This window comes from Nonomuraea mangrovi (genome assembly GCF_042681425.1).
In the GTDB taxonomy this organism is placed as follows: Bacteria; Actinomycetota; Actinomycetes; order Streptosporangiales; family Streptosporangiaceae; genus Nonomuraea; species Nonomuraea mangrovi.
On sequence record NZ_JBHUFV010000047.1, the window covers coordinates 47,158 to 73,420 of the forward strand.

The 26,263-nt window shown below is 71.2% G+C and carries 23 protein-coding genes and 1 tRNA gene; 14 read left to right on the forward strand and 10 right to left on the reverse strand.

Translation table 11 applies throughout. The annotated features are described in order from the left end of the window. Positions 1–53: 53 nt before the first annotated feature. A complete protein-coding gene (locus ACFSKW_RS30255; protein WP_379575881.1) occupies positions 54–806 on the reverse strand; it encodes an SDR family oxidoreductase in 753 nt (250 codons plus the stop codon). A gap of 52 nt (positions 807–858) precedes the next feature. Beyond that, positions 859–1,890 (reverse strand): phosphotransferase family protein, encoded by a 1,032-nt coding sequence (locus ACFSKW_RS30260; protein WP_379575882.1) that lies wholly within the window; start codon positions 1,888–1,890, stop codon positions 859–861. Positions 1,891–2,091: 201 nt separating this feature from the next. Between ACFSKW_RS30260 and ACFSKW_RS30265 the strand changes: the two genes are divergently transcribed. Both ACFSKW_RS30265 and ACFSKW_RS30270 read left to right on the forward strand, forming a co-directional pair. After that, the gene (locus tag ACFSKW_RS30265) at positions 2,092–3,174 is read left to right on the forward strand and encodes a GNAT family N-acetyltransferase (RefSeq protein WP_379575883.1); all 1,083 of its coding nucleotides are present in this window, start codon (positions 2,092–2,094) and stop codon (positions 3,172–3,174) included. Next, positions 3,171–4,292: a DegT/DnrJ/EryC1/StrS family aminotransferase gene (locus tag ACFSKW_RS30270; protein WP_379575884.1), complete on the forward strand. Its 1,122-nt coding sequence runs from the start codon at positions 3,171–3,173 to the stop codon at positions 4,290–4,292. The genes ACFSKW_RS30265 and ACFSKW_RS30270 overlap by 4 nt, the downstream gene beginning before the upstream one ends. Here the strand turns inward: ACFSKW_RS30270 and pdxR are convergent. Further along, positions 4,273–5,691: a MocR-like pyridoxine biosynthesis transcription factor PdxR gene (pdxR, locus tag ACFSKW_RS30275; protein WP_379575885.1), complete on the reverse strand. Its 1,419-nt coding sequence runs from the start codon at positions 5,689–5,691 to the stop codon at positions 4,273–4,275. The two genes, ACFSKW_RS30270 and pdxR, sit on opposite strands and share 20 nt — an antisense overlap. Positions 5,692–5,726: 35 nt before the next feature. Here pdxR and ACFSKW_RS30280 point away from each other — a divergent pair, with 35 nt between their 5' ends. The 7 genes from ACFSKW_RS30280 (at position 5,727) to ACFSKW_RS30310 (ending at position 14,305) form a co-directional block, all read left to right on the forward strand. Beyond that, positions 5,727–6,362 carry a pyridoxamine 5'-phosphate oxidase family protein gene (locus tag ACFSKW_RS30280; RefSeq protein ID WP_379575886.1) on the forward strand — a complete coding sequence of 212 codons (636 nt, stop codon included), beginning with the start codon at positions 5,727–5,729 and terminating at the stop codon, positions 6,360–6,362. A gap of 64 nt (positions 6,363–6,426) precedes the next feature. Then, on the forward strand, positions 6,427–8,784 hold the full coding sequence (locus ACFSKW_RS30285) for a serine/threonine-protein kinase (RefSeq protein ID WP_379575887.1): 2,358 nt from the start codon (positions 6,427–6,429) through the stop codon (positions 8,782–8,784). 52 nt (positions 8,785–8,836) lie between these two features. Further along, positions 8,837–10,480 carry a serine/threonine-protein kinase gene (locus ACFSKW_RS30290; protein WP_379575888.1) on the forward strand — a complete coding sequence of 548 codons (1,644 nt, stop codon included), beginning with the start codon at positions 8,837–8,839 and terminating at the stop codon, positions 10,478–10,480. 25 nt (positions 10,481–10,505) lie between these two features. Then, positions 10,506–11,945, forward strand: a complete 1,440-nt coding sequence (locus ACFSKW_RS30295) for a hypothetical protein (protein ID WP_379575889.1) — start codon at positions 10,506–10,508, stop codon at positions 11,943–11,945. A 39-nt stretch (positions 11,946–11,984) separates the two neighbouring features. Next, on the forward strand, positions 11,985–13,496 hold the full coding sequence (locus tag ACFSKW_RS30300) for a DUF2510 domain-containing protein (protein WP_379575890.1): 1,512 nt from the start codon (positions 11,985–11,987) through the stop codon (positions 13,494–13,496). 73 nt (positions 13,497–13,569) lie between these two features. Then, a complete protein-coding gene (gene orn, locus ACFSKW_RS30305) occupies positions 13,570–14,166 on the forward strand; it encodes an oligoribonuclease (RefSeq protein WP_379575891.1) in 597 nt (198 codons plus the stop codon). Positions 14,167–14,229: 63 nt separating this feature from the next. Then, positions 14,230–14,305 (forward strand) — tRNA-His (locus ACFSKW_RS30310). Positions 14,306–14,649: 344 nt separating this feature from the next. On the opposite strand, the gene ACFSKW_RS30315 is transcribed toward ACFSKW_RS30310, so the two are convergent. Beyond that, positions 14,650–15,126: an iron chaperone gene (locus ACFSKW_RS30315; RefSeq protein WP_379576322.1), complete on the reverse strand. Its 477-nt coding sequence runs from the start codon at positions 15,124–15,126 to the stop codon at positions 14,650–14,652. Positions 15,127–15,269: 143 nt separating this feature from the next. Then, complete coding sequence (locus ACFSKW_RS30320) at positions 15,270–17,549, reverse strand: ATP-binding protein (RefSeq protein ID WP_379575892.1); 2,280 nt, start codon at positions 17,547–17,549, stop codon at positions 15,270–15,272. A gap of 162 nt (positions 17,550–17,711) precedes the next feature. Between ACFSKW_RS30320 and ACFSKW_RS30325 the strand changes: the two genes are divergently transcribed. The 3 genes from ACFSKW_RS30325 to ACFSKW_RS30335 all read left to right on the forward strand — a co-directional run bounded on the left by ACFSKW_RS30325 (position 17,712) and on the right by ACFSKW_RS30335 (position 19,609). Further along, the gene (locus ACFSKW_RS30325; RefSeq protein ID WP_379575893.1) at positions 17,712–18,170 is read left to right on the forward strand and encodes a carboxymuconolactone decarboxylase family protein; all 459 of its coding nucleotides are present in this window, start codon (positions 17,712–17,714) and stop codon (positions 18,168–18,170) included. A gap of 270 nt (positions 18,171–18,440) precedes the next feature. Beyond that, positions 18,441–18,647, forward strand: a complete 207-nt coding sequence (locus tag ACFSKW_RS30330) for a helix-turn-helix domain-containing protein (RefSeq protein WP_379575894.1) — start codon at positions 18,441–18,443, stop codon at positions 18,645–18,647. 224 nt (positions 18,648–18,871) lie between these two features. After that, complete coding sequence (locus ACFSKW_RS30335; RefSeq protein ID WP_379575895.1) at positions 18,872–19,609, forward strand: SAM-dependent methyltransferase; 738 nt, start codon at positions 18,872–18,874, stop codon at positions 19,607–19,609. 93 nt (positions 19,610–19,702) lie between these two features. On the opposite strand, the gene lat is transcribed toward ACFSKW_RS30335, so the two are convergent. The 5 genes from lat to ACFSKW_RS30360 form a co-directional block, all read right to left on the reverse strand. Then, the gene (gene lat, locus ACFSKW_RS30340) at positions 19,703–20,974 is read right to left on the reverse strand and encodes an L-lysine 6-transaminase (RefSeq protein WP_379575896.1); all 1,272 of its coding nucleotides are present in this window, start codon (positions 20,972–20,974) and stop codon (positions 19,703–19,705) included. Positions 20,975–21,113: 139 nt separating this feature from the next. Further along, positions 21,114–21,638 carry an HdeD family acid-resistance protein gene (locus tag ACFSKW_RS30345; RefSeq protein WP_379575897.1) on the reverse strand — a complete coding sequence of 175 codons (525 nt, stop codon included), beginning with the start codon at positions 21,636–21,638 and terminating at the stop codon, positions 21,114–21,116. Between the two features lie 47 nt (positions 21,639–21,685). After that, entirely contained in the window at positions 21,686–22,051 is a 366-nt protein-coding gene (locus ACFSKW_RS30350; protein ID WP_379575898.1) for a PPOX class F420-dependent oxidoreductase, read from the reverse strand. Next, entirely contained in the window at positions 22,048–22,701 is a 654-nt protein-coding gene (gene trhA / locus ACFSKW_RS30355) for a PAQR family membrane homeostasis protein TrhA (RefSeq protein WP_379575899.1), read from the reverse strand. The genes ACFSKW_RS30350 and trhA overlap by 4 nt, the downstream gene beginning before the upstream one ends. Positions 22,702–22,721: 20 nt before the next feature. Further along, entirely contained in the window at positions 22,722–24,239 is a 1,518-nt protein-coding gene (locus ACFSKW_RS30360; RefSeq protein ID WP_379575900.1) for a penicillin-binding transpeptidase domain-containing protein, read from the reverse strand. Between the two features lie 149 nt (positions 24,240–24,388). On the opposite strand from ACFSKW_RS30360, the gene ACFSKW_RS30365 reads away from it, so the two are divergent. Then, a complete protein-coding gene (locus ACFSKW_RS30365) occupies positions 24,389–25,144 on the forward strand; it encodes a spermidine synthase (protein ID WP_379576323.1) in 756 nt (251 codons plus the stop codon). 52 nt (positions 25,145–25,196) lie between these two features. Then, positions 25,197–26,165, forward strand: a complete 969-nt coding sequence (locus ACFSKW_RS30370) for a pirin family protein (RefSeq protein WP_379575901.1) — start codon at positions 25,197–25,199, stop codon at positions 26,163–26,165. Positions 26,166–26,263: the final 98 nt, after the last annotated feature.

The window sequence follows — 26,263 nt, forward strand, 5'->3', positions numbered from 1 at the left end:
AAACACCAAGGTAACCGGACCGTTTGCAGAACGCTTGAATGTCGCTCTATCGATTAGCTGGGAATCGGTGGCCTTTGTCCCCCTGCCGGCCCCGGCACGCCAGCATATCGGTAGGGCACGGGCGACCGGCCTGGCTGAACGACCAGCAGGGTACCCGGCTCCTCGGTGTAGAAGGCCGACTCCACGGCCCCCGCCACGTCCTCGGCTGTCAGCAGGGGGAAACCCGCGCCGACGAACATCTCCCGCTGCCCGGCGACCAGCGGGGTGTCGGTGAACCCCGGGCACACGGCGCCGATCCTGATCCCGTCCCTGGCCAGCGGCGTGGCCAGACCTCTGACCAGGCCGACGACGGCATGCTTGGTCATCGTGTAGACGGGGTCGCCGTCGTAGCCGACCAGGCCGGCGAGCGAGGCCGTGACGACGATCGCGCCGCCGCCCGAGCGCAGCAGCGCGGGGACCGCGGCGGTGACGCCGAAGACGACGCCGTCCACGTTGACGCCCATGGCGACGCGATACCGCTCGAGGTCGAAGTCGGCGAGGTCGACTCCGCTGGAGATGCCCGCGTTCAGGTGGACGAGGTCGAGCCTGCCGTACGTCGTGACGGCAAGGTCGACCGCGCGCAGGGAGGTCTCGGGGTCGCTGACGTCGCCCGCCAGCCACACGCCGCCCACCTCCTTGGCGACGCGTTCGACGCCCGCCTCGTCACGGTCGACGAGCACGCAACGCGCGCCCCCTGCCGCCATTCTGCGCGCCACCGCGGCGCCGATCCCGCTGGCCGCTCCTGTGATGAGGACGACGCTGCTCATCGGGTCTCCTTCGCTGTCGCTGGTGAGCGCCCCGACCGGTTGCCGGACGAGCTCACGGGGTGCCCCTGTCGAGGGTGCGGTGGGCGCGGGCGAGCAGGACGGGCACGGCGCCGCCGATGCGCTCGAACCCCTCCCCCACGGTCTTACCCTGCCGGAACCTTGCGTGGATACCCTCCACGATGACCGCCAGCTTGAAATTGCCGAACGCCACGTAGAAGTCCAGGTCGGTGAGGTCCCTGCCGGACACCTTGGCGTAGTGGGCGGCGAACTCGGCGGCGTTAAGGAACCCGGGGGCGAGGGTGACGTCGCCCGCCACGGGGATCGAGGCGCGCTCCTCGTCGCCATGGTCGTGCCAGTAGGTCAGGGTCAGGCCCAGGTCGGCCAGCGGGTCGCCGAGCGTCGACATCTCCCAGTCGACGACCGCGCGGATCTCGGGGGGCGCGAGCCTGACCAGCGTGTTGTCGAGCCGGTAGTCGCCGTGCACGAGCGTGGAGGCCGAGGTGGCGGGCAGGCGGTCGCGCAGCCTGGCGACGAGCCGGTCGTAGACGGGCTCCTCGCGGTCGGCCGAGCGCGACCACTGCTGGCACCAGCGGTCGAGCTGCCTGGCCAGGTAGCCCTCTGGGCGGCCGAAGTCGGCCAGGCCCACGGCCGCGTAGTCCACCGCGTGGATCTCGGCCAGCACCTCGGCCAGCCGCTCGGACAGCTTCCTGGTCTCCTCGACGCCGGGCGTGCCCAGCTCGTCCCTGTCGCGGACGGCGGCGCCGTCGACGTGGCCCATGAGGTAGAACGGCGCGCCGATCACCTCGTCGTCGGCGCAGAAGGCGAGGGGCGGGGGGACCGGCACCGGCGTGCCGTACAGGGCGGAGATGACCCGCCACTCGCGGCGCATGTCGTGCGCGGTCGGCAGGACGTGGCCGAGCGGAGGGCGGCGCAGCACCACGCGCTGTTCGGACGCTTCGACCAGATAGGTCAGGTTGGACCTGCCTCCGGAGATCAGCGACACAGAGACGGGTGTGCCCGCCGAGGGCACGTGCTCGCCCATCCACGCGACCAGGCGCGGCCAGTCAATGCCAGGTACCGTCATAGGACCTCATTAGAACTCGATTCGGTTCGCGCAGGCAAAATGAGAGTTCCCTAAATTTGCGCTCGGGCGTCGTCCACCACACTCGCTCATCCCTTAACGTTGCTGTACACCGCCGCGCATGATCTGCTCGTGAGGAGGACTCCCATCCCCCTCGGACCATGTCGGATGGTGGTCGGGGACCGCACACCCCAGTAGGAGCCCATGCGCATCACTCTTGTTCACCCCCGTGACCTGGGGCGCCCGGAAGTGGACCGGTGGCGAGCCTTGCAGGAGGCCGAGCCGACCTTCGACAACCCCTTCCTGTCGCCGGAGTTCACGATCGCGGTAGGCGAGTCGCGCGATCAGACCCGCGTCGCCGTCGTGGAGGACGGCAACGACGTGGTGGCGTTCTTCCCCTTCGAGCGGCACCCGCTCGGCATCGGCAAACCTGTGGCCGCCGGGCTCACCGACGCCCAGGGCATGGTCAAGGACGCCAAGGCGGAGATCGACGCCCAGACGCTGATCAAGGCCTGCGGGCTGGGGGTCTTCGAGTTCGATCACCTGGTGGCCGGCCAGCCCATGCTGGCCGAGCGGCACGAGCTCCACCCTTCGCCGATCATCGACCTGAGCGACGGATGGGCGGCCTACACCGACTATCTCACCGCCAACTCCGGCAAGACGTACAAGAGCACGCTGGCCAAGTCGCGCAAGCTCCAGCGCGACGTCGGGCCGCTGCGCCACGACTACGCCAGCACCGATCCCGCGCCCCTGCGCACGCTGCTGGGCTGGAAGACCGACCAGTACCGCAGGACCGGCCGGACCGACAGGTTCGCCACCCGCTGGATCGTCGAACTGGTCGAACGCCTGCTCGCCACCCAGACGGAGGCGTTCGCGGGCGTGCTCGACATGGTCTACGTCGACGGGGTGCCGATGGCGGGGCACTTCGGCCTGCGCACCAGGAACACGCTCGTGGGCTGGTTCCCCGCCTACGACACCGCCTTCGCCAAGTCGTCGCCCGGCCTGATCCACCATCTCGCGATGGCCGAGGCCGCGGCCGCCGCGGGGATCAAGCTGATCGACATGGGCAGGGGCACGAAGGAGTACAAGGAGAAGCTCAAGACCGGGGAGCTCCACGTCGCCGAGGGCAGGGTCGCGCGCGCCAGCGCGGGGGCCGGCGTCCACTGGATGATCAGGGTTCCCGTACGCAAGGCGCGCGGCGCGGTCATGGCCAATCCCGTCCTGCTCAAGACGGCCGACCGCGCGCTGAAGACCTACGGCCGCCTGCGCACGGCGCTGCAGGCGTGAGCCCCACGCGCGCGCTGGAGCAACGCACCGGCCGCCGCTGCCTCGCGTTGCCCTCCAACAGGCTCGGCCTCTACCTCGCGCTGCGCCACTTCTGCGTCCCCGGGGAGCGGCTGCTCATGTCGCCGATCTCCGCCGACGAGATCCTCTTCCTGGTGCTCGCCGCCGGCCTGCGGCCGGTGATCGCGCCGCTGTCGCGCCGCACGGGCAACATCGACCCCTCACGCGTGAACCTGTCAGAGGTCGACGCCGTGCTGACCACCAATCTGTACGGCCTGCCCGACGACCTGGCCGCCTTCTCCGGCCTGACCCTCATCGAGGACGTCGCCCACGCGATGGAGACCACCGTCGGCGGACGCCCGCTCGGGACGTTCGGCGCCGCGGGCGTCTTCAGCCTCTCCAAGCACGCGGGCGCGGGCTCGGGCGGCGTGCTGGCCGTCGAGAGCGCCGCGGACTTCACGGCGCTGGAGCGGGCTCGCGACGAGCTCCTCCAGCCGGGGTCGTGGCGCGCGGAGGCGCTGGGCGTGGCCAGCTCGATGGCCCGGCAGGCCGCCCTCGCCCTCGACCTGGTCAGGCCCGCGCTGACGCTGATGCGCGCGCTCGGCATGGAGGAGGAGCGCGAGGGCTACCGGATCGCGCTGCGCGCCACCGAGCTGGACCTGGCCATGAAGACGGTGCCCTCGCTGCCGCCCTTCGACCCGTGGGTCCGCGCCGACCTCCACTCCTACAGGGCGAGGCGGGGGCCGCTGTCCCACTGGTACCAGGGGCGCAAGGTGGCGAAGGTGGCGCGACTGCGGCCGCGCCGGCTGGTCGGGGTGCGGCGGCTGGCCGAGCTGCCGAGCGTGGCCGCGGGTGTCCTCGACCACCTGGACCAGCCCCTGTTCAGGGTGCCGCTGCTGGTCGAGGAGCGGGACGAGGCCGTCGCCGCGCTCGAACGCCGCGGGGTGGCCACCGGCTACCTCTACGCCCCTCCCTACGACGACTACGCCCCCTCGTTCACGACGCCGTCCCCTTCTCCCGGCGACGCCCGGTGGTGGGCCGAGCACGTGCTGCCCGTCGACCCCGTCTACGCCCACCGGTCGCTGCCCGTCCTGCGCGAGCTCACTCCAGCCCGCGGATGAGGCCGGCGACGATCTGACAGCCGCGCCGCACGTCCGGCAGCGAGGCGGAGCCGTATCCGATGACCAGGCCGTGCACCTGCGTCTCGCCGTGGTGGTGGCGGGCGGTCGTGTCGAGCAGCACGCCCGCGGAGGCCGCCGAGCCGACGATGCCCCGCACCGCCGAGGCGGGCAGCTCGGCCAGGACGTGGAGTCCCGCGGTGTCGCCGCGCAGGCGGCAGACGGGGCCGAGGATCTCCACCACGGCAGCGCGGCGGCGGGCGTACTCCAGCCGCATCCTGCGCAGGTGCCGGTCGAGGTCGCCGCGCTCCAGCAGGGTGGCGACGGCCTGCTGCACGGGGCCGCTGGTGCGGTCGGACAGGTCGTCCCTGACGGCGGCGATCCTGCCCAGCAGCTCGGGCGGCCCCACCAGCCAGCCCACCCCGACGTCGGGTGCCAGCGACTTCGACAGCGTGCCGAGCAACACCACGTGCGCGGGGTCGAGGCCGTAGAGGGCGGGCAGCGGGGCGACGTCGTAGCGGAACTCGGCGTCGTAGTCGTCCTCCACGACCACCGCCCCCGTACGGCGCGCCCATGCCAGCAGGCGCTCCCTGCGCGGGATGGGGAGCCTGCCGCCCACCGGGTACTGGTGCGCGGGGGTGGTGTAGAGGACGCGCAGGTCGTCGGGAAGGGAGGAGACGATCACGCCGTCCTCGTCCACGGGGCAGGGCACGATCGTGGCGCCCCTGGCGGCGAAGACGTTGCGGGCGACCCGGTAGCCGGGATCCTCGACGCCCGCCCGCACACCGTGGCCGAGCAGGGCCATGGCGACCAGGAGGAGTCCGTTGCCCGTGCCCCTGGTGACCAGGACGTTCTCGGGGCCCACGGCGATCGCCCTCGTCCTGCGCAGGTGCACGGCCAGCAGCTCGCGCAGGTGCGGCAGGCCGTAGGGGTCGGGGTCGTCGCCGGGCGGCAGGTCGGCGGCCTTGCGCCAGGCCCGCTTCCACGCCGACACGTCGTAGTCCTTCACCCACGGGTCGCCAGGGGTGAGGTCGATCAGCGGGACGGACCGCCGTACGGGCCGGGGCGCGACGGCGGCGGGCAAGGGCGCCGCGCGCGGCGCGTCCTCCGACAGGTCGGCCACGTAGGTGCCGGAGCCGTGGCGGCCGTCGAGCCAGCCCTCGGCGTAGAGCTGCTGGTAGGCCTCGGTGACCACCGTACGGCTGACGCCGAGCTGGGCCGCGAGCCCGCGGGAGGAGGGCAGGCGGGCTCCGGCGGTCAGGGCGCCCGCGCGCATGGCGTCGCGCAGCCAGTCGCCGAGCTGCACGGAGAGCGGCACCGCCGAGTCCCTGGTCAGCGAGACGGGCAGGTCAACGAGCGTGCGCAAGGAAGTGGTCTCCAAGAAGCGGTTATTAGTGGACATTAACGACAGGTCCACTATCTCAGTACCGTGGCCGCATGCTCTCCACCACACCTCGCACGACACTCGGCCGAGAGAAGCACCGCGGCAGCACCGACAGGAACGATCTCTACGAGGTGCTCGACTCCGGGCTCATCTGCCATCTGGGCGTGGTGCTGAACGGTCACCCCATGGTCGTGCCCACCGGCTACGGCCGCATCGGCGACACCCTGTACCTGCACGGCTCCACCGGCGCCCGCTCGCTGCGCGCGGGCCAGGGCCGGCAGGTCTGCGTCACCGTCACGCACGTCGACGGCATCGTGCTGGCCCGCTCGGTCTTCAACCACTCCGTCAACTACCGGTCGGCGATCATCTACGGCGAGGCCAGGCTCGTCACCGACGAGGAGGAGCGCATGGCGGGCCTGCGGGCCCTGACCGAGCAGCTCGCGCCCGGCCAGTGGGACTACGCCAGGCGGCCCACCCGCAAGGAGCTCGCGGCCACGGCAGTGCTCGCGCTGTCGCTGGAGGAGGCGTCGGTCAAGGTGCGCGAGGGCGACCCGCAGGACGAGGACGAGGACTACGCGCTGCCGATCTGGGCGGGGGTGCTTCCCCTGGTCACCTCGTGGGCCGCGCCCGTACCCGACCGCGTTCTTCAGGAAGGGACTGCGACACCCGCCCACATCAATGACCGTTGACAGCAAACCAGGGCGCTAGATCATACGTCTCATCAGGTGGGTCAGACTCTGATGGGAGAGCGCCATGGAGTGGAGCGCCCCCGGCTACACCGAGATACGGCAGCTCGGCGCGGGTGGAAGCGGCAGGGTCGTCCTCGCCGTGCACGACGAGACCGGCATCAGCGTCGCCATCAAGTACCTGTCCGACCTGGTACGGCATGAGCCGGGAGCGCTGGCCGCCTTCAGGGCCGAGGCCGAGGTCCTGACCACGCTGGTGGATCCGCACATCGCCAGGATGTGGGAGTACGTCCAGGAGCCGCAGGGCGCGGCGATCGTCATGGAGCTCGTCAACGGCGTCTCGCTGCGCGCGCTGCTGCGCGAGAACGGCACGACGGGTCCCGAGGCGGCGCTGGTCGTGCTCAAGGGCTCGCTCCTCGGCCTGGAGCGGGCGCACCGGGCGCACGTGGTCCACCGGGACTACAAGCCGGAGAACGTGATCGTCAGTGACGACGGGGTCAGCAAGCTGGTCGACTTCGGCATCGCCGTACGGCACGGCACGGCCACGCGGGCCACAGGCACCCCGCCGTACATGGCGCCCGAGCTGTGGTCGGGCGAGCCCGCCTCCCCCGCGACCGACGTCTACGCGGCCACGGTCGTCTTCTTCGAGTGCCTGACGGGGCACAGGCCCTACCGCTCGACCGAGTCGCACGTCCTCGGCTACCAGCACCTGCACGCGCCCATCCCCGTCCATGACGCGCCCGAGGAGATGCACGAGCTGATCGCGCGCGGCCTGGCCAAGGAGCCCGCCGACCGCCCGCCGAGCGCGGCGGCGTTCGTGGCGGACGTGGAGCGGGCCGCCCTCGCCGCCTACGGCGAGGAGTGGGAGGAGAACGGCAGGCGGCGCCTGGCCGCGCTGGTGGCGCTGCTGGCGCTGCTGCTGCCGCATCCCGAGACGCCGCCGCCCGCGACGAGTTCGTCGTTCTTCCAGACGGTCTTCAGGACCGCGGGGCGCACGGCCCGGCGCCACGGCAAACGGCTGCTGGTCGGCACCGCGGCGGTCGTGGTGGCCGCGGGCACGACCGGCTACGTGCTGGCCGGCAGGGAGCGGCCGCCCACGGCGATCGACGTGGTGGCGGCGGTACCGACGACCTCACCCTCGCCCGAGCTGCCGAGCCCCGCGACACTGCCCACCGTCACCCCCGAGACAGGTGGCGGCGACCCGAGTGGCGAGCCCGGCGGCGCGGGATCGAACACCGGCCAGGCCGCGGAGACTCAGCCGCCCTCATCCGCCACCTCCGCTCCCCCGCCGGCCACCTCCACCGGTGCGCCCCCTCCCACGCCGACACCCACCCCGACCCGAACACCCACAGCCACGCCGACCCCGACCCCGACCCCGACGCCCACGCCCACGCCGACGCCGACGCCGACGCCCAGCACTCCCACACCGCCTCCGACGACGGCCGTGTCGGCGCTGAACGTCGGCGGCCTGACGGTCGACGCGGACGGCCTGGCCGCCGCGACCGTCTCGCTGCGCACCACGGGCACGGGAGCCGTCACGATCACCGCCCGCTTCGCGGTCGACGGCCAGGCCGTGCACACCGCCAGACAGCGCGTCAGCGGCTCCGGCGCCCACACCCGCGCCTTCAGCCACGGCCTCGGCGAACGGCGCTGCGGCAGGGTCGTCACGCTCACCGTCTCCACCTCGCCCGCCGCCCCCGGTGGCGCGAAGACCGTCAGGGCGGCGCTGCCCGAGTGCCCGACGGCCGTCACGGGAGTGCGGGTGTCCCTCGACGTGCCCGAGGCGCCGGGGCGGGCCGTACGCGCCCAGCTCGCGGTCGAGACCAGCGGCACCGGCAAGGTGCCCGTGACCGCCACGGTCGCGCTCAACGGCGACCAGGTGGCCTCCAGGTCCCTCTCGCTGTCCGGGCGGACCGCCTACACCCGCGCTTTCAGCCACACCTTCGGTGAGCGGCCGTGCGGCGGGACGGTCGCGGTGACGGTGAAGGCCGGAGACCGGCAGGACACCGCCAGGGCCCAGGTCCCGTGCCCCGCGCGGGTGCGGCAGGTCTCGATCGCCCGCGCCGCCATGAACGCGCGGGGCCGCGTGACGGCCGTCGTCACCGTGAGCACCGAGGGCGTCCAGCCGGTACGGCTGAGCGTCGCCTTCGGCGTCGGCGGCAGGACCCAGCACAGCGAGTCGGCCGAGCTGTCCGGCCAGACCTCCTACAGCAGGACCGTCGCCTTCGCCTTCCCGCGGCTGCCGTGCGGATCGACGTGGGCCGTGACAGCGGCCACCAGCCCGGCCGCGGCGAACGGCACCGACACCGCCGGAGGCAAGACGCCTGCCTGCGAACCCCCGGCCGAGACCGCTACTCCGCGTCCCGGTCATTCCGGACAAGAAGATACTGACAATTCTGTTCCGGGCCAGAGTGGCGGACACTAAGCTACGATCCGTCTGATGTGGGTGGGGGCCCAGAGGGATCAGAGGTGATCTGATGGACCGGTGGGGGGTCCCCGGCTACACCGAGGTGCGCGAGCTGGGCTCCGGCGCCTCGGGCCGGGTGGTACTGGCCACGCGCGACCACGACGGCGTCGAGGTCGCGATCAAGTACCTGTCCGACAGGCTGCGCGACGACGTCGGCTTCGTGGCCAGGTTCAGGCACGAGGCGCGGATGCTCGGCAGCATGCGCAGCCCGTACAACGTCCGGCTGCTCGGCTACGTCGAGGACGGCGAAGGCGCGGCGATCGTGATGGAGCTGGTCGACGGCGTCTCTCTGCGGGCGCTGCTCGACTCCGAGGGCCCGACGGGTCCCGAGGCGGCGCTGGCCGTGCTCAAGGGCGCGTTGAAGGGCCTGGCCGCGGCACACGCGATCGGCGTCGTGCATCGAGACTTCAAGCCCGAGAACGTGATGGTGCAGGGCGACGGCAGCAGCAAGCTCGTCGACTTCGGCATCGCCGTACGGCAGGGCGAGGGCGCGAACTCGGCGGGCACGCCCGCCTACATGGCCCCCGAGCAGTGGTCGGGCGGCCCCGCCACGCCCGCGAGCGACGTCTACGCGGCGACGATCGTGTTCTTCGAGTGCCTGACCGGCATGCGGCCCTTCCGCGCGGCCACGGTGGCCGCGCTCGCCAGGCAGCACCACGCGACGCCTCCGCCGATCGACGAGGTGCCCGACCCCTTGCAGGCGCTCATCGAGCGCGGCCTGTCCAAGCACCCCATCGAGCGCCCGCCCTCGGCCGAGGCCTTCCTCGACGAGCTGGAGGTCGTGGCGGCCAGGGCCTACGGTCCCGACTGGGAGGAGCGGGGCAGGCGCCGCCTGGCCAGGCTCGCCGGGCTGCTGCTCGTGCTGTTCCCCGGCACGCGGGAGGAGGCGCTCGACGCCAGCACGACGCTCGCCGAGACGGAGTTCGCCGAGCCACAGGGGATCGTCGCCAAGCTGGGCGTGAAGATGCTGGTGGGGATCGGGCTCGTCGTGGTGATCGGCACGGTCGCCACCGTGATGCTCACCTCGGGCGAGGACGACCCCGCGCTGAGGGCACAGACCTCCCCCGCCACGCCCACGATGTCGCTGATCGAGGCCCCTTCGCCGTCGGAGTCCCCGTCGGCGGAGCCCTCCGCGGAGGCGCCGTCCTCCGCCGAGCCGTCCGCTGAGGAGACGGTGGCCCCCGTCTCGACCTCGACGCCGACGCCTTCGCCGACGGTCGCCGCGGCGAAGAAGACCGCGACGCCCACGCCGTCCAAGAAGCCGGTGCGCAGGTCGACCCCGCCGCCTCCGCCACCCACGAAGACCAGGTCGGCGACCCCCACACCGACGCCGGACATGACGTTGCGCGGCAAGTCGGACAACGATCCCGCGCCGCCCTCGCAGACGGCCACCACCTCCGCTCCGCCATCGCCGCCGTCGACCCCGAGGGAGACACCGCGGGAGACGCCCCGGGAGACACCGCGGGAGACGCCGAGCACCTCGGAGCCGCCACCCGGCGTCGAGCCGCCCAGGATCACCCAGACGCCCACGCAGAGTCCGGCGGAGACGGCGCCCGCCGCGTTGCTCGCGCTGGGACTGGTGACGTCCGGCGCGGTTCCCGTCACACTTGCGGTGAAGCGCCGTGTCGCAGGACGGCACAGGAGGCAGGGATAGCGCGGGCGAGTCACCGGGGGAACTGATGAGCATGATCGCCGGCTTCTCGCTCACCGACAGGGCCAGGGTCACCGAGCTCGGCACATGGGTGGAGGCGACAGGGCCCGACGGCCGTCGGGGCGGGGCCCTGCGGTTCGACTCCAGGGCCGTGGCCGTGCCCGGCGCCAGCGAGCGCCTGGTCCAGGCCGTCCTCGCCGACCGCAGGCTCACCGACGGCGGGGTGAGCGGGCTCGTTCCCATCGCCGACCTGGTGACGGCGGGGCCCGAGGTGTGGCTGCTGGTCGGCCACTCGATCTCGCCCGTCCTTTCCGACCTGCTCACCGCGCCCGCGATGGACCCGGCCAGCGCCGCGGCCGTCCTCGTCGAGACCGCGCAGACCCTGGTCGCGCTCCACGCGGCGGGGCTGGCCCACGGCTCGCTCCATCCCGGCACGGTGCTGATCGCCGACGACGGGGCGGCGCTCCTGGCCGAGCGCGGGCTCGCCGACGCCGTACGAGGCCTGCCGCCCGCGCCCGAAAGGGACGTGACGGCGTGGGCGGCACTGGCCAGAGGCCTCGCCGCGACCTGGGCCTCGACCTCGCCCAGTGCGGCCGATCTGCTGGAAAGGGTCGCGGCCACCGCCACCACCCACGGGCTCGCTCCGGCCAGAGACGCTCTGCTCGCCGGAAGGGACGCCCTGCCCGGCGGGCTGATCAGCCGCGACGTCCTGGCCGGGACCGCCCGGCGCTGGGCGACCCCTTCGACGCCCGGCATGTCCCCCGTGAGGGACGAGGGTGAGATCGTCACCATGCTGCGGGTGCCGGGGCCGACCCACGAGTCGGCCCGCTTCGGGCCCGGCGTCGCCGCCCCCGGCACGCACGGCTCCCCCGGCGCGCACGGCTTCCCCGGCGCGCAGGGTTCCTCCAGCACACACGCTTCCCCCGGCGCACACGGCTCCTCCAGCACGCACGGCTCCTACGGCACCCACGGGGAGACCACGGCGGAGAAGATCTGGCGCGAGGGCAACAAGCCGGCCGTCCTGTCCTCGCACGGCACGCGCGCGAAGAAGGCCGCCAGGGCGCGGCGCCGCAGGACCGTGGTGTCGTCGGCGGTGTTCGCGCTCATCGTCGCGGGCGCAGTCCTGGCGTGGTTCTCCGTGCGCTCCCCCGCCGACCTGGTCGTGCAGTCGGTCACGGTCAGCGCGCCCAAGACGCTGGGCTGCCGCAAGACCGCCACCATCACGGGGAACCTGGTCACCAACGGCTCGGGCGGCAGCGTCACGTTCCAGTGGCTGCGGAGCGACCAGAAGGAGCCGATCGAGCAGACGGAGACCATCCCGTCGGGCAAGACGACGCACAGCGTGCAGCTGCGGTGGACGGTCAAGGGCGAGGCGACGGCCAAGCTGACCGCGCGGCTGCGGATCCTGTCCCCTGTGCCGGAGGGGCAGAAGGTCGAGGACAAGGCGACATTCACCTACAAGTGCTGATCTACCCATGGTCAAGCGGTTGTCATTAGTCTGGCGGCCATGACCACGCAGACCCCCGCAGGCTGGTACCCCGACCCCTACGGCTCCCCGCAACTGCGGTGGTGGGACGGGAACCAGTGGACCGACGCGACACACCCGACCGAGTCCCAGGGGTACGGCAGTGGCCCCGCCCAGCCCTCCACGCAGGGTGGCGCGGGTCCTGTGGGTTCCGCCGGTCCTGTCGTGGGGAGCACGCCGTATCACGGGGAGCAGCCGCAGCAGGCGGCCGGGGGCGCACAGCCGGACACGGGGCCAGGACAGGCGTATCAAGCACCGGGCACAGGGCCTGGACAGGCGTACCAGGCGCCGGGCATGGATTCCGGCTCCCAGGCCCCGCCGCCGGGGTCGGGGCCCGCGCAGCCGTACCAGGGCTCATGGGAGTCGCCGAACTCGGGACCGTCGGGAGCGGCCCAGGGTTCGGGTCCGTGGGGGCCGCCTCAGGGGGCGGGCACGGGGCCCTCCGCCCAGCCGTTCCACGCGCCCGGGACGGGTCCGGGCGCTCAGCCGTACCAGACGCCGGGAGCCGGCCCCGGCGCTCAGCCGTACCACGCCCCTGAGCCGGGCGCCGGGCCTCAGTTCCAGGCGCCTGGCGGCGGTCCCGGGCCGCAGTATCAGGCGCCGGGTTCGGGCCCTGCGCCGCAGTACCAGGCGCCGACGCAGCAGTACGGGCAGCAGCCGTGGGGCGGCGGGACGATGCAGTTGCCCGCGCCCGACTTCGGGCCGCCGCCGAAGTCGGGCGGCGCGATGCCGTGGATCCTCGGCGGCGTCGGCGCGGTGCTGGTGCTCGCGCTGATCGCGGGCGCGGCCTTCATCTTCGTCAACAGGGGCGGCGAGACGACGACCACCATGCCGACCCCCGCTCCCACCACGGAGACCGACCCGCTGCCGACCCCGAGCGAGTCGCCGACCCCGTCCTCCAGCGACTCCCCCACCGACCCGCCCACGCAGGGGACCGGCGCCGAGTTGCCCGCGCCGGCCGACGGCCGCATCACCGATCCCAAGACGGGGCTGTCCTTCGCCGCGCCCGGCGACCCGTGGAGCGTGCCCAGGTCCGCCGAGATCAACAACCCCGACCCGAACGCCCAGCAGTGGTCGGCGGGGGTGAGCGCGGTGTCGCAGGAGAAGTACGACGGCGAGAGCGACTGGACGGGCAGCATCTACTCGGGCGAGCTCAACGAGAGCTATCCCTACGAGGGAGTCGACAACCTGCGCGCCGCCACGGGCACGGTCTTCATCGACTTCGCCCGCTTCTATCCGGTCAAGCACGAGCGGAAGATCCTCCAGGACAAGGCGATCACCGTCGACGGTCACAAGGGCTGGCTCCTGGAGTACGAGATGGACTTCACCGCCGAGTCCGAGAAGAAGAGCTACCAGTGGAAGAAGGAGCGGGCGGCCATCGCCGTCATCGACAGGGGCGAGGGGAAGCGTCCCGCGCTGCTCTACCTCTCGGTTCCCGACAATCTGGATACCGGTCTCGTCACTCAGACCCTGAACTCTCTCAAGCTCTCCTGACCTGGGCACTACGCTGGAGTCAATAGCAAGCGGGCGGGTAGCTCCGAGCCGCTGGGGCGAGGAGATTGATCGTATGAGTGAGTTGCTGGTGTGGATCGACTGTGAGATGACCGGGCTGGACCTGGGGCGCGACGCGCTCATCGAGGTCGCGTGCGTCGTCACCGACAGCGAGCTTCGGCAGTTGGACGAAGGCGTCGATGTGGTCATCAAGCCGCCGTCCGAGGCACTGGAGCAGATGTCGGAAGTGGTCCGCGAAATGCACACCGCTTCCGGCCTGCTGCCCGAGTTGGCCGAGGGCGTCACGCTCGCGGAGGCCGAGTCGCTCGTGCTCGACTACATCCGCGGCCACATCCCCGAGCCGAAGAAGGCGCCGCTGTGCGGCAACTCCATCGGCACTGACCGCACGTTCATCTCCCGTGACATGCCGGCTGTGGACGCTTTCCTGCACTACCGGATGATCGACGTGTCGTCGATCAAGGAGTTGGTCCGGCGCTGGTACCCCCGCGTCTACTTCGCCGCGCCCGAGAAGCAGGGCGGACACCGGGCGCTGGCGGACATCACGGAGAGCATCCGCGAACTGCGCTACTACCGGGCGGCCGTGTTCGTCGGCCAGCCGGGACCCGACTCCGCGACCGCCAGGACGCTCGCGGAAGGCGTGTCCCTGGGCTGAGTGGCGCAAAGGGTCCCGAAGACCGCTACACTTTTCCATGTGCTGCCACGGCGGCGCGACATGGTGGGTGTAGCTCAGTTGGCAGAGCGCCAGGTTGTGGTCCTGGATGTCGGGGGTTCAAGTCCCCTCACTCACCCCAAGTGAAATGTCAGGTCAGCAGGCCCGATCACTCCGGTGGTCGGGCCTTCTGCGTGATCGGGTGTCCGGATGGGAAAGAAGCCGCGACACGAGCTCCTGGTTCCGGTTCCGGATGGTGCCGGAGGTCCTCATCGCCCCTCCGAGGGCTCGCACCAGACGCGGGGTATCACGTGGAGCGCTCGCCCCGTACGTCGGTGACGAGGCGGTACGTGACGCCCGGGTGGTCGGCTCCACCCGGCGGTGACGAACCCGCCGGAGTGGGGTCCGTGGTGCCGGTGAGACGGCCATGCCCGACCCCGGGTCACCGCTCCACGGACCGGCATGCCGAACGACGACACCGGCTCCTCAGCCCGCCGCCCTCTTCACGAGCTCGCCGATCCGTGCCTCGTCCTCGGCGGTCAGCGTCGTCAGGGCGAAGGCGGTCGGCCACATGGTGCCGTCGTCGAGGAGCGCCAGGTCGTTGAAGCCGAGCGTCGAGTACCTCGTCTTGAACTTCTGCGCGGGCTGGAAGAAACAGACGATCTTGCCGTCCCTGGCATAGGCCGGCATTCCGTACCACAGCTTCGGCGACAGCGACGGCGCGTGGGTCCTGATGATGGCGTGGAGCCGCTCGCCGGTGGCGCGGTCCGACTCCGACATCTCGGCGAGCTTCGCGAGCACCTCGCTCTCCCCGTCCGGCTTGGCCGAGCGCGAGCCGCGGCGGGCGGTCGCCTTCAGCTCCTGGGAGCGCTCCTTCATCGCGGCCCGCTCCTCAGCGGTGAACCCGTCGTACTTCTTGTCGGCCTCGGCGGTGGTGTTGGCGGGCTGCTTGGCGTCGCTCATGGCGGGCTTCCTTCCGTGGGGGGTGATCCTCATGTTGCGGATCGTCCCTCGTTCGTCGGTGCGTTCTGACATGAGCCATAGGACCATCGACGCGTCAAGGCCCGCACCGTCCGTGGGACACCGTGGGACACCGGGAACACGGCCTAGCTGCGGAAACGAGAGTCCGTTCCATGGTCGCCGGCTGGGACGGCGCCGACGATGGCCTGGTACGCCTCACGCGCGCGCTCCTCGTCACGCGGCCGCCCGAGCCTGCGCGCCAGTTCGATGGTGCGCTCATGCAACGCCAGCGCCTCGTCGTGACGGCCCGCCGCGCGGCACGTCTCGGCGTACGTGGGCAGGAAGTCGATCTCCAGCTGTGCCTCGGCCAGCGGTTCCAGCAGCTCGAAGGCGCGTCGATGGTGCTCGAGTGCCTCGTCGAGTGAACCCATGACGCGCAGCGCGACACCGAGATAGTTGTGGCACCACGCCTTGTTGTGCTGCACCTCGGTGAGCCGCAACGCCTCATGCAGCGCTTGCAGCGACTCCGCCGGGTCGTCCGGCGCCAGTGCGACACCGAGCGTGACCAGCCCGGTCATCCGGGCGGGCCCTTCGGCCAGGGCGAGTGACGCGCGGGCGAGCTCGGCGGCTTCGCCGCGCCGTCCGAGGTGGAGGGTCACCCATCCGTCGAAGGCCAGCGCCTGGGACTGCCCGGAGCGATGCCCGGTCTTCTCGAACAGCGTGCGCGCCAGCCGGAACTGTGCCTGTGCCGCTTCGAGGTCGCCGAGATCCCGGCGGACGAAGCCGGTGCGCAACGCCAGCGCGCCTGCCAGCTCGTCATCGTCCGAACCGGACTGTCCGGCCAGTTCGTAGGCGGCGAGCGCCTCGGCGAGACGTCCGGCGGCGGCGCGGGCGAAACCGAGATCCACGAGCAGTGAGGCACGCTGCCGGCTACGCCCGAGACGTTCCGCGGCGGCCGCGGCCGCTTCGAGCAGGCGTACCTGATCGTCGGTTCCGCGATGCCGGAGGAACCAGACGCGCATGGCCTGCGGCAGCTCAGCCACCACCTCGTCCGCGCCGAGCCGAGCAGCGGTGTCGAAACAGGCGACCAGGTTGGCGTACTCGGTGTCGAACCAGGCCATGGCCTTCGCCGGATCGCCCGGCACGGTCTCCTTGCGTTGCGGCAGGGGCAGCGTCCGATCGTAGGCGGTCGCCTGCTCCAGATAGTGGCTCAGGACACGGCGCACGGCGGCATCCGCCTGCGGCTCCTCATCGGCGGCGATGTCGGCCGCGTACCGCCGGATCAGGTCGTGCAGCCGGTACCGCCCTGGCGAGGGCTCCTGGACCAGATGCGCGTCCACCAGCTCTTCCAGTACCGCGTTGACGCGGTCCGGCGTCATGTCGGCAAGCGCGCCCGCCACCGGGGCGTCGAAGTCGGCGCCGGGCAGCACGCCCAGCAACCGGAACATGCGGCGCTGGACCGCGTCGAGCTGCTGTAGCGACATGCCGAACACGGAGTCGAAGCGGCCGGCGTTGTCGCGCAGCCGCTCGGCCAGCACCGCCGCCGTCCAGCCTGGACGGTGCCGTAGCCTCGCGCCCGCCATCCGCAGCGCCAGCGGAAGGCCACCGCACTGCCGCAGCACCTGGGCGACCGCCTCCTCTTCGGTCAGGTCCACCCCTGCCGCCCGCCCGAACAGCGACGCCGCGTCCGCAGGGGGGAGCGCCTCCAGGGACACCGGCGGCACCCCGTCCAGGCTCACCAGCCGATTGCGGCTGGTGAGCAGCACGGCGGACTTACCCGCGCCGGGAAGCAGCGGACGCACGTGCTCGGCGTCGACCGCGTTGTCGAGCACGACGAGCGCCCGGCGCCGGGACAGTTCCGACCGCCAGAGCGCCGCGCGTTCGACCGTCTCGGCCGGAGGGTGCGCGACGCCCAGGGCGCCCAGTAGCCGGCCGAGTGCGGCCGACGGCTCCAACGGTTCCTGGCCCGGGGTGAAGCCGTGCAGGTCGAGATAGAGCCCACCGTCGGGAAAGGACGGCGCGAGCCGGTGCGCCACGTGCACGGCGAGGCTGGTCTTCCCGACGCCCGCCATGCCGTCGATCGCGACCGCGCCCGCGGTACGCAGCAGTTCCTCGACCAGCGCCGCGTCCGTCTCGCGCCCGGTGAAGTCGGCTAGGTCGGCCGGGAGGTCGTTCCGGCGTGGGCTGGGTGCCGCTCCGGCCTTGGACGCCTCAACCCACACCGCGCGCAGCGGACGGGGATCGCGGGCCACGACCCGGCACAGCGCCACGACGGCTTCCCATGGCGGCACCAGTTGTCCGGTCAGATACCGGGACAGTGAGGAGCTGCTGAGGCCCGCCTGGCGGGCGAGGGCGCGCACGCTGAGCCCGCTCAACTCCTTGATCCGGGTGAGCTGGGCGTTCAGGTGCTCAGGTCCGCTCGACACCCGATCACGGTACCCGTCCCAGCCCGCGGTCACGGAACAGACTTTCGTTTCCGCAGCTTGGCCGCGTCCCGGGTGTCCCACGCTGTCCCACGGACGGCGCGGGCCCCGACGCGCCGGTGGTCAGATGACTCCCGTCAGAGCACGACGACGAAGGAGAAAGCGATGCCGACCGAACGCATGCCGAACCCTGCGACCCTGATCCCCGAGGCGATGCAGGCGCTGATGGGCGTCAACAAGGCCATCCTGGGCGCCGGAGTGGACGCGAAGCTGCTGGCGCTGAGCCACCTGCGAGCCAGCCAGATCAACGGCTGCAGCCCCTGCGTGGCCGGGGGCGCCCAGCAACTCCGCCACCACGGCGCCACCGACGAGCAGGCCCACGCCGTCGTCGCATGGCGTGAGACGCCATGGTTCAGCGATGAGGAACGCGCCGTGCTGGCCCTGACCGAGGCCATCACCCGGCTCGCCGACCGGCCCGACCCGGTGCCCGACCAGGTATGGGACATGGCCGCCAAATACTTCGACCAGAAGGAGCTCGCCGTGCTGGTCCTCAACATCGCCATCACCAACGCCTTCAACCGCCTCAACGCGCCGACCCGCCAGCAGGCGGGCGGCACATGGTGAGCGCGTCGCGCGAGGGACGGGTAGTGCCCTGCGTTCCGTCAGCCGGACGCCCCTTGTGGCCATCAGCCACCGTGAGGCCATGACTCGCCGACCCGGGGTTCACGTCACCCCAGGCGAGAAGGCCGGTCCTCAGGGGCCGGCCTTCTGCTTTTCTCCCGTGACTTTGGCCCCAAATCAGGACAATGCGAGTTATGCTCGCTGTCAACCGCTTACGCCGGAAGCACGGGGGCCAATCGGCGATCTGACCGACTTCGCTGTCCCGGAGGCCGGATGAGAGTCGACGACGTCGCACGCTTAAGCAAGCGTGAGGCTGAGGTGATGGACCTGATCGCGACCGGTCAGTCCAACGGCGAGATCGCGCAACGACTGTTTCTCAGTGAGAAGACGGTCAAGAACCACGTCAACCGGATCTACGCCAAACTCGGCGCGGACAACCGGGTCACCGCCATCGGCCTGTGGCTCAATCGCGACACCTAGCAGCCTTCCCTGAGCGCGCGTGCCTCCGAGACAGGGCCCGCCGACCTGGGCGAGCGCCCGGTGGTTCGAGGTGGACATGGGTCACCGAGCCGGCCCGCACCGTGGGTACCTCCGCACGTCCTGACGCCTTCAGGTCACCCCGGCTTCCTGCGGGCTCCTTTCCGATCCCCGACGGGGACAAATACAGGTGCGCCGCGACCGGCGGCTCTGTGACACTGCGCCCCATGCATCGTGACCTGATCTCCAGACTGGCTCATGCCGACCACCCCATCGCGGCGCCGCTCGACGACGACTCGGTCCGGCGGCTGCTGGATCGCGCCCTTTCACGCGGTGACGAACGCGTGCTCGACCTCGGGTGCGGGGGCGGGGAATGGCTTCTGCGCGCTCTGACGGCGTGTCCGGACGTACGGGCGGAGGGGGTGGACACCTCGGAGGTCGCTCTCGCGCACGCCCGCAAGGCGGCCGGCGCCCTCGGCGTCCAGGATCGTCTCGTCCTGCATCACCGGGCGGCCGCGGACTTCGCCGCCTCGCACGCGTTCGACCTGGTACTCAGTGTCGGAGCCGCGCACGCCTTCGGCGGGTTGCTCCCCACGTTGGCGGCGGCGCGCGAGCACCTGGCTCCGGGCGGGCGGGTGCTGGTCGGCGACGGGCTCTGGCTGCGCGAGCCGTCTCGGGAGGCCGTCGAGATGCTCGGCGACTTCGCCGATCTGCCGACCACCGTGGATCGGGTCGTCGCCGACGGGTGGACTCCTGTCTACGGGCACGTCAGCTCCCGCGAGGAGCTGGACGGCTACGAATGGGCATGGACGGGGACGCTGGCCTCCTGGGCTCTGGACAACCAGGGGGATCCGGACAGCGCCGAGGCGCTCGCGGTGGCCACGGCGCACCGCTCCGAATGGCTGCGCGTCTATCGGGACACGTGGGGGTTCGTCACCTTGATCCTGCGCCCTACGGCCGGCTGAGCTGAGAGCCGGCGGTCGTGGCGGGCCCTGCGGGCCGATCCACCGGCGGGTTCAGCCGGGCCTGGTGACGGGGTCGATCGGGGGGAAAGCTGGTCACAGAGGTCGGGAGAGGGCGCGGGAGATGGCCGTGAGGCCGTGGTCGAGATCCTCGTCGGGGATGTTCAGCGCGGGCCTGAGCCGTACCGAACGCTCCCCGCAGGGCAGGACCACGACGCCCTCCTCCTCCCGCAGACGCGTGATGAGCGCGCTGCGGCGGGGGGCGTCGGGCAGGTCGAAGGCGCACATGAAACCCCGGCCCCGCACGTTCGACACCAGCGCGGGCTGCTCGGCCTGGAGCTTGCCGAGCCCCTCGACGAGGCGGACGCCGGCCTCGGCGGTGCGCGCGATGAGACCGTCGCGCTCGATGATCTCGAGCATGGCGCGGGAGCGGACCATGTCGACGAGCCCGCCGCCCCACGTGGAGTTGATGCGCCCGCTGACGTTGAACACGTTGTCCGGGACGAGGTCGACGCGCCTGCCCGCCATGATGCCTCCGACCTGCACCTTCTTGGCGAAGGCGACGATGTCGGGGGCGAGGCCGAGCTGCTGGTACGCCCAGGGGGTCCCGGTGGTCCCGCCCCCGGTCTGCACCTCGTCGAGGATGAACAGGGCGTCGTGCTCGTGGCACAGGGCCTGCATGGCCTGAAGGAACTCGGGGCGCATGTGGTTGTCGCCGCCCTCGCCCTGGATGGGTTCGGCGATGAAGCAGGCGATGTCGTGGGGGTGGCGCTCGAAGGCGGCGGCCGCCTGGGCCAGGGCCTTGACCTCGAGGGCTTCGACGTCCTCCATGTGGGTCGCGGGGACGTCGATGCGCGGCCAGTCGAAGACGGGGAAGCGGTCGGTCTTGAGCGGCTCGGTGTTGGTGAGGGAGAGGGTGTAGCCGGAACGGCCGTGGAAGGCCTTGGTGAGGTGCATGACCCGGGTGCCGAGCTCGCGGGGGCGCCCCTCGGCCTCGTTGCGGCGGCTCTTCCAGTCGAAGGCCGTCTTGAGCGCGTTCTCGACGGCGAGCGCGCCGCCCTCGACGAAGAACAGGCGGGGCAGGTCGGGGTCGCCGAGGACGCGGGTGAAGGTGTCGACGAAGTCGGCCAGGTGCTCGCTGTACATGTCGGGGTTGGCCGGCTTGTTGAGCGCGATCCTGCCGAGCAGTTCCCTGTCGAGCGGCGGGTTCACGCCGAGGGGGGCGGAGGCGAAGAAGGTGTAGAAGTCCAGGTACCGGCGGCCGGTGCGGGCGTCGACGAGCCAGGAGCCCTGGCTTCTGTCGAGATCCAGCACCAGCCGGTAGCCGTCGACGAGTAGGTGGCGGGCGAGCCGGTCATGGACGTCCATGTCCCCTCCTCTGTGAGCTGGATCACGACATACGTTCCCCATATTTGGGCGTCCATGTAAAGACTTTTCGCGAAAGAGGCTTGATCGCACAAGGTTCTACACACCTCGCCACCGAGAGGAGCCAGCGGCGCGGGCGGGCTCACGCGAGGTTCTTCACCTTGATCGACAGCATGATGATCGCGATTCCGTAGACGATCGCGAAGGTGCCGATCAGCCACGTCAGCGCGAGCGCTCCCGACGCGGGCCAGATCAGCAGCAGCACTCCGAAGATCACCGACAGCAGCCCACCGATGATCAGCATCCACTCGTTGTCGATGGCCTTCCGCAACCGGATGCCCGCGATGATCTCCGCGACCCCCGTGAAGATCGCCCAGAACGCGATGACGTAGAGCAGGGCGAGCGTCGTGATCCCCGGCCAGACGAAGGTCACGATGCCGGCCAGGATGCCGAGGATGCCGGAGATGATGAGCCAGGCCCTGGATTCGACGTTGTGCCGGAAGGCGGAGACCAGCGTGAAGATGCCGTTGACGAGCGCGTAGGCGCCAAAGAAGATCACCAGCACGAAGACCGTGATGGCCGGCCAGATGATCGCCAGGATGCCGAAGATCACGGCGCAGATACCCCGGATGAGGATGAGCCACCAGGTGCTTGCCAATTGCTCCATACCTGGTCTGATATCCCAAAGTTTGGCGAATACAGACCAGGTATGGGTCAAATATCAGCGATCCGGACACCGACCGTGCCAGTACGACCCCGGCGTAGCAGGCTGCCGAGCAGCACCAGCCTGCCCTGCAGGCCGTACTTGGCCTTCAGCAGCCGCCTGACGCGCTCGGTCTCCTCCGCGGAGAGGACCTCGGCGCGAGCCTTCACCTCTTCGCCGCGAATCCTGCCGCGCACGTCGCAGGGCGCGACGGTGACGGACGGGTTGGCGCGCATGCGCTTGACCTTGCCGGAGTCGGCCACGGTCCAGATCACGACGGCGTCGCCGTCCTGCGCCACCCAGACCGGTGTGGGCACGGGGGTGCCGTTCCTGCGATAGGTCGTCACGCAGACGTACTGCTCATGGCCGAGATTCACGCCTGAGAGTAGACCACGATCGACACCGCGATGTACTGCACGAGGTAGGCGGCGACGGTGAAGGCGTGGAAGACCTCGTGGAAGCCGAACCAGCGCGGCGAAGGGTCGGGTCTGCGCAGGCCGTACACGATGGCGCCGGCGCTGTAGAGGACGCCGCCGACGGCCACGAGGACGACCGCGGCCGCGCCCGCGCCCTGCAGGAGCTGCGGCATCACGAAGATCGCGGTCCAGCCGAGCGCCAGGTAGAGGACGGTGTAGAGCCAGCGGGGCGCCGACATCCACAGCACGCGGAACAGCACGCCCGCCAGCGCGCCGCCCCACGTGATGGCGAGCACGAGGACCCTGGGCAGCCCGTCGAGGGCGAGGAGGGCGAACGGGGTGTAGGTGCCCGCGATGATCAGATAGATGTTCGCGTGGTCGAACCTGCGCAGGACCTCGGCCAGACGGGGGCCGAGCGTGCTGCGGTGATAGGTGGCGGAGATGCCGAACAGGAGGCCGGAGGTGATCGCGTAGATGGCGGAGGCCAGCCTGGCCTGGACGGTGGGCCCCAGAGCGACCAGGACGAATCCGGCGACCAGGGCCACGGGGAGGGCTCCGGTGTGCAGCCAGCCGCGGAGCCGCGGCTTGGGGAACGTGGCGACACTCGTCATGAAACCTACGGTAGCGTAGGTTAGAGCGCGCCGAGGAAGCGGGCGGCTATGGGAATCGCCACTTTCGCGCCCGATCCGCCGTTCTTGACGAACACGCAGAAGGCAAGATCGCCCTGGTATCCGACGAACCAGGCGTGCGGCCTGCCCGCGGGCACCTCGGCCGTGCCCGTCTTGCCCGCCACGTCGGCCCCGAGGCCCGCGTCCTTGGCGGTGCCCTCGCTGACGACCTGGCGCATCATCGTCCGCAGGTCCTGGACGACCCGCTGGTCCAGCGTGACCTCGGCGGGCGGCGCGCCGTCGAGCTTCCTCGCCGCCTTCGCGGTGACGAGCCTCGGCGAGCGCCAGATGCCGCTGTCGACGGCGGCGGCGAGCGCCGCCATGCACAGCGGCGAGGCCTCGACCGTTCCCTGCCCGATGGAGTTCAGCGCCAGCGTGCTCCGGTCGGCCTCCGGCGTGAGCCTGCCGCACTGCCCGCCCACGCCGGTGGGCAGCTTTCTGCCGTCGAAGCCCCATTCCGTGGCGACCCGTTCCAGCCGCGCGGCGCCCAGACTGGTGAGCGCCTGCTGGACGAAAGTGGTGTTGCAGGAGACCGCGAACGCTCCCGCCAGCGTGGTGGCGGTCTGGTCGCCGGAGTTGGCGATGCCCGCGTAGCTCGGCGGGCAGGCGACCGCGCTGGAGGCCGTCATCCCCGCCTCCAGCAGACTCGCGGCGGTCACCACCTTGAACGTCGAGCCCGGCGGGAACAGCCGCTCGAAGGCGCCCGCCTCACCCAGCCGGTCGGCCACGGCCAGGACCTCTCCCGTGCTGGCCTTGACCGCGACGATCGCGGCGGCCTCGTCGACCCCGTCCAGCGCCCTGGCCGCGGCCGCCTGCACCGGGCGCGACAGCGTGACGTGCACCTGCCTGGCGGGCGGCGGCTGGAAGACGACCAGCGTCCTTCCCTCCGCGCCCGGAGCGGTCGCTCTGATCGCCCAGCCGGTGTTGGTCTCGCCGATCCGTTCCTTGAGCCGGTCGAGGTACGGCTCGGCGGCACTGTCGTGCGGGAAGGCCGCCCCCGACCTGGTGACCAGCTCCACGCCCGACACCTCGGTCTCCTCCAGCGACAGCGTGCCTCCGTTCCGCAGCGCCGGATGCAGGGTCTCGGGACCCCAGAGCACCTTCCACGCGCCGTCCTTCACGGCGAGCCGTAACGTCCCCGCGAACGCCCACGGCCCCATGCCGGTCAGCTGCCTGGTGCCGCTGAACGGCAGCTCCGCCGTCTCCTCCCCGGTGACCTTGAGGCTGCCCGGCTTGAGCGTGAGCGCCGAGACCCTGAACTGGTCGGCGAAGGCGAGGTGCCTGTCGGTGAAGTCGGCGGGCGGGTCGGCCACGAGCTGTTCCATGGAGGTGACGTCACTGCGCTGCCAGGCTGCCAGATAGGCGCCGGCCGTCGCCATGGCGCTGCCGTGCACACCCGAGGAGGCCACGAACGCGAAGGCGCCTGCGCCCGCCACCACGCCGAGCGCGACAAGCAGCCCAATCAGCCTTCGCCTACGCATACGGTTCTCCCAGGAACAAGTTCCACCTCGATATACCAGATAGGGAGCCGAACGTGACACGTGGACCGCGGGAGCCGATGCCCGGCCGCTATCCGGTGACCTTCGGCGAAGTCGAGCTGCTAAGGGATCTGGACCGGCCGAGCGGATGGATGCTGTCCAAGGATGGCGTACCGCAGTCGTATGTGGATCTAGAAGATCCGACATATCTGGATTTTGAGTATGTGCGGCTCATGGCGGACGTCATCGACGTCCTGCCCGAGGGCGAGCTGAACTGCGTCCACGTCGGCGGCGGGGCCTGCACAGTGCCCCGCTACGTCAGCGCCACCCGTTCCGGCTCCAGGCACATCGTCGTCGAGCCCGACGCGGCACTGGTCGAGCTCGTGCGCTCGCAGCTCGACCTCCGCTCAGTGCCCAGGCTGAAGGTGCGTGTCCAGGGCGGGCGCGAGGCGACGGCCGCCATCTGGGACGGCTCCACCGACCTGTTCGTCCTCGACGCCTTCTCGGGCGCGACGATGCCCGTCGAGCTGGCGACGGCCGAGTACATGGCCGACGTCGCCCGCGTCCTGCGCGCCTCGGGGACCCTGCTGATCAACATGGCCGACGGCAAGGGCCTGGCGTTCGCCAGGCGGGTGGTGGCGACCGTGCGCGGCTCCTTCAAGCACGTGGCACTGCTGGCCGAGCCCGGCATCATGCGCGGCCGCAGGTTCGGCAACCTGATCATCGCCGCCTCCCCCAGCGAGCTGCCGGTCGATCTGCTCACCAGGCGCGCGGCGGGCGGCCTCACCCAGGCCCGCTGCGTGTACGGCGAGGCGCTGACGAATTTCGTCGCCGGCGCCTCCCCCATCCACGACGGGGACGCCGTTCTCGCCCCAGCCCCTCCCCCTGCGGTCTTCGGCATGGAATAGTTGAATTCTAAACTTGGTTGGAGCATCCGAGACTCGCAGGAAGGAGCCCGACATGCCCGCCGTAACCGTAGAGAACCAGCTCACTCTGCCGCGCCTGCCACAGCCGGACGTCACCGTGCCCGAGCGCAAGGTCCTGACGGTCGCCACCGCGCCCAGCGGTTTCGAGGGTGAGGGATTCCCCGTCCGCAAGGCCCTGGCGACGATCAAGCCCGCCTACCTCGACCCGTTCGTGATGATGGACCAGATGGGCGAGGTCGAGTACGCCGCCGGCGAGCCCAAGGGCACGCCGTGGCACCCGCACCGCGGGTTCGAGACCGTCACCTACATGATCGACGGCGTCATGGACCACACCGACTCCCACGGCGGCGGTGGCACCATCACCGACGGCGACACCCAGTGGATGACGGCGGGCAGCGGCATCCTGCACAAGGAGGCCCCGCCCGAGTGGCTCGTCCAGAAGGGCGGCCTGTTCCACGGCATCCAGCTGTGGGTGAACCTGCCCGGCAAGGACAAGATGATGACCCCGAAGTACCAGGACATCGGGCGCACCAACGTCGTCCTGCTCAGCAGCCACGACGGCGGCGCGCTGGTCCGCGTCATCGCGGGCGACGTGGCCGGAAACCTGGGCCCCGGCAGCACGCACACGCCGATCACGCTGCTGCACGCGACCGTCAGCCCCGGCGCGCAGCTCACGCTGCCGTGGCGCAGGGACTTCAACGCCCTCGCGTACGTCCTGTCGGGACGCGGCACGGTCGGCGGCGACCGGCAGCCGATCACGAGCGGGCAGCTGGCGGTGTTCGACGGCTTCGGCGACAAGCCGGGCCTGACGACCGACGGGGAGTGGCTGCGGATCGCGGCGCGCCCGAAGGACACGCTGGAGGTCATCGTGCTGGGCGGCCGGCCGATCGGCGAGCCCGTGGCGCACTACGGCCCGTTCGTGATGAACACCCGCGCCGAGCTGGTGCAGGCTTTCGAGGACTACCAGTCCGGCAAGTTCGGCAGCATCCCAGCCGGCCACTGACCGTCCCGCCACCGACCGTCGGATCGCAGGCGGTCCCGCCACCGACCGCCACGCGGCCCCGCCTCCCAGGAGTCCCGCCACCGGCCGCCGCACGCGGC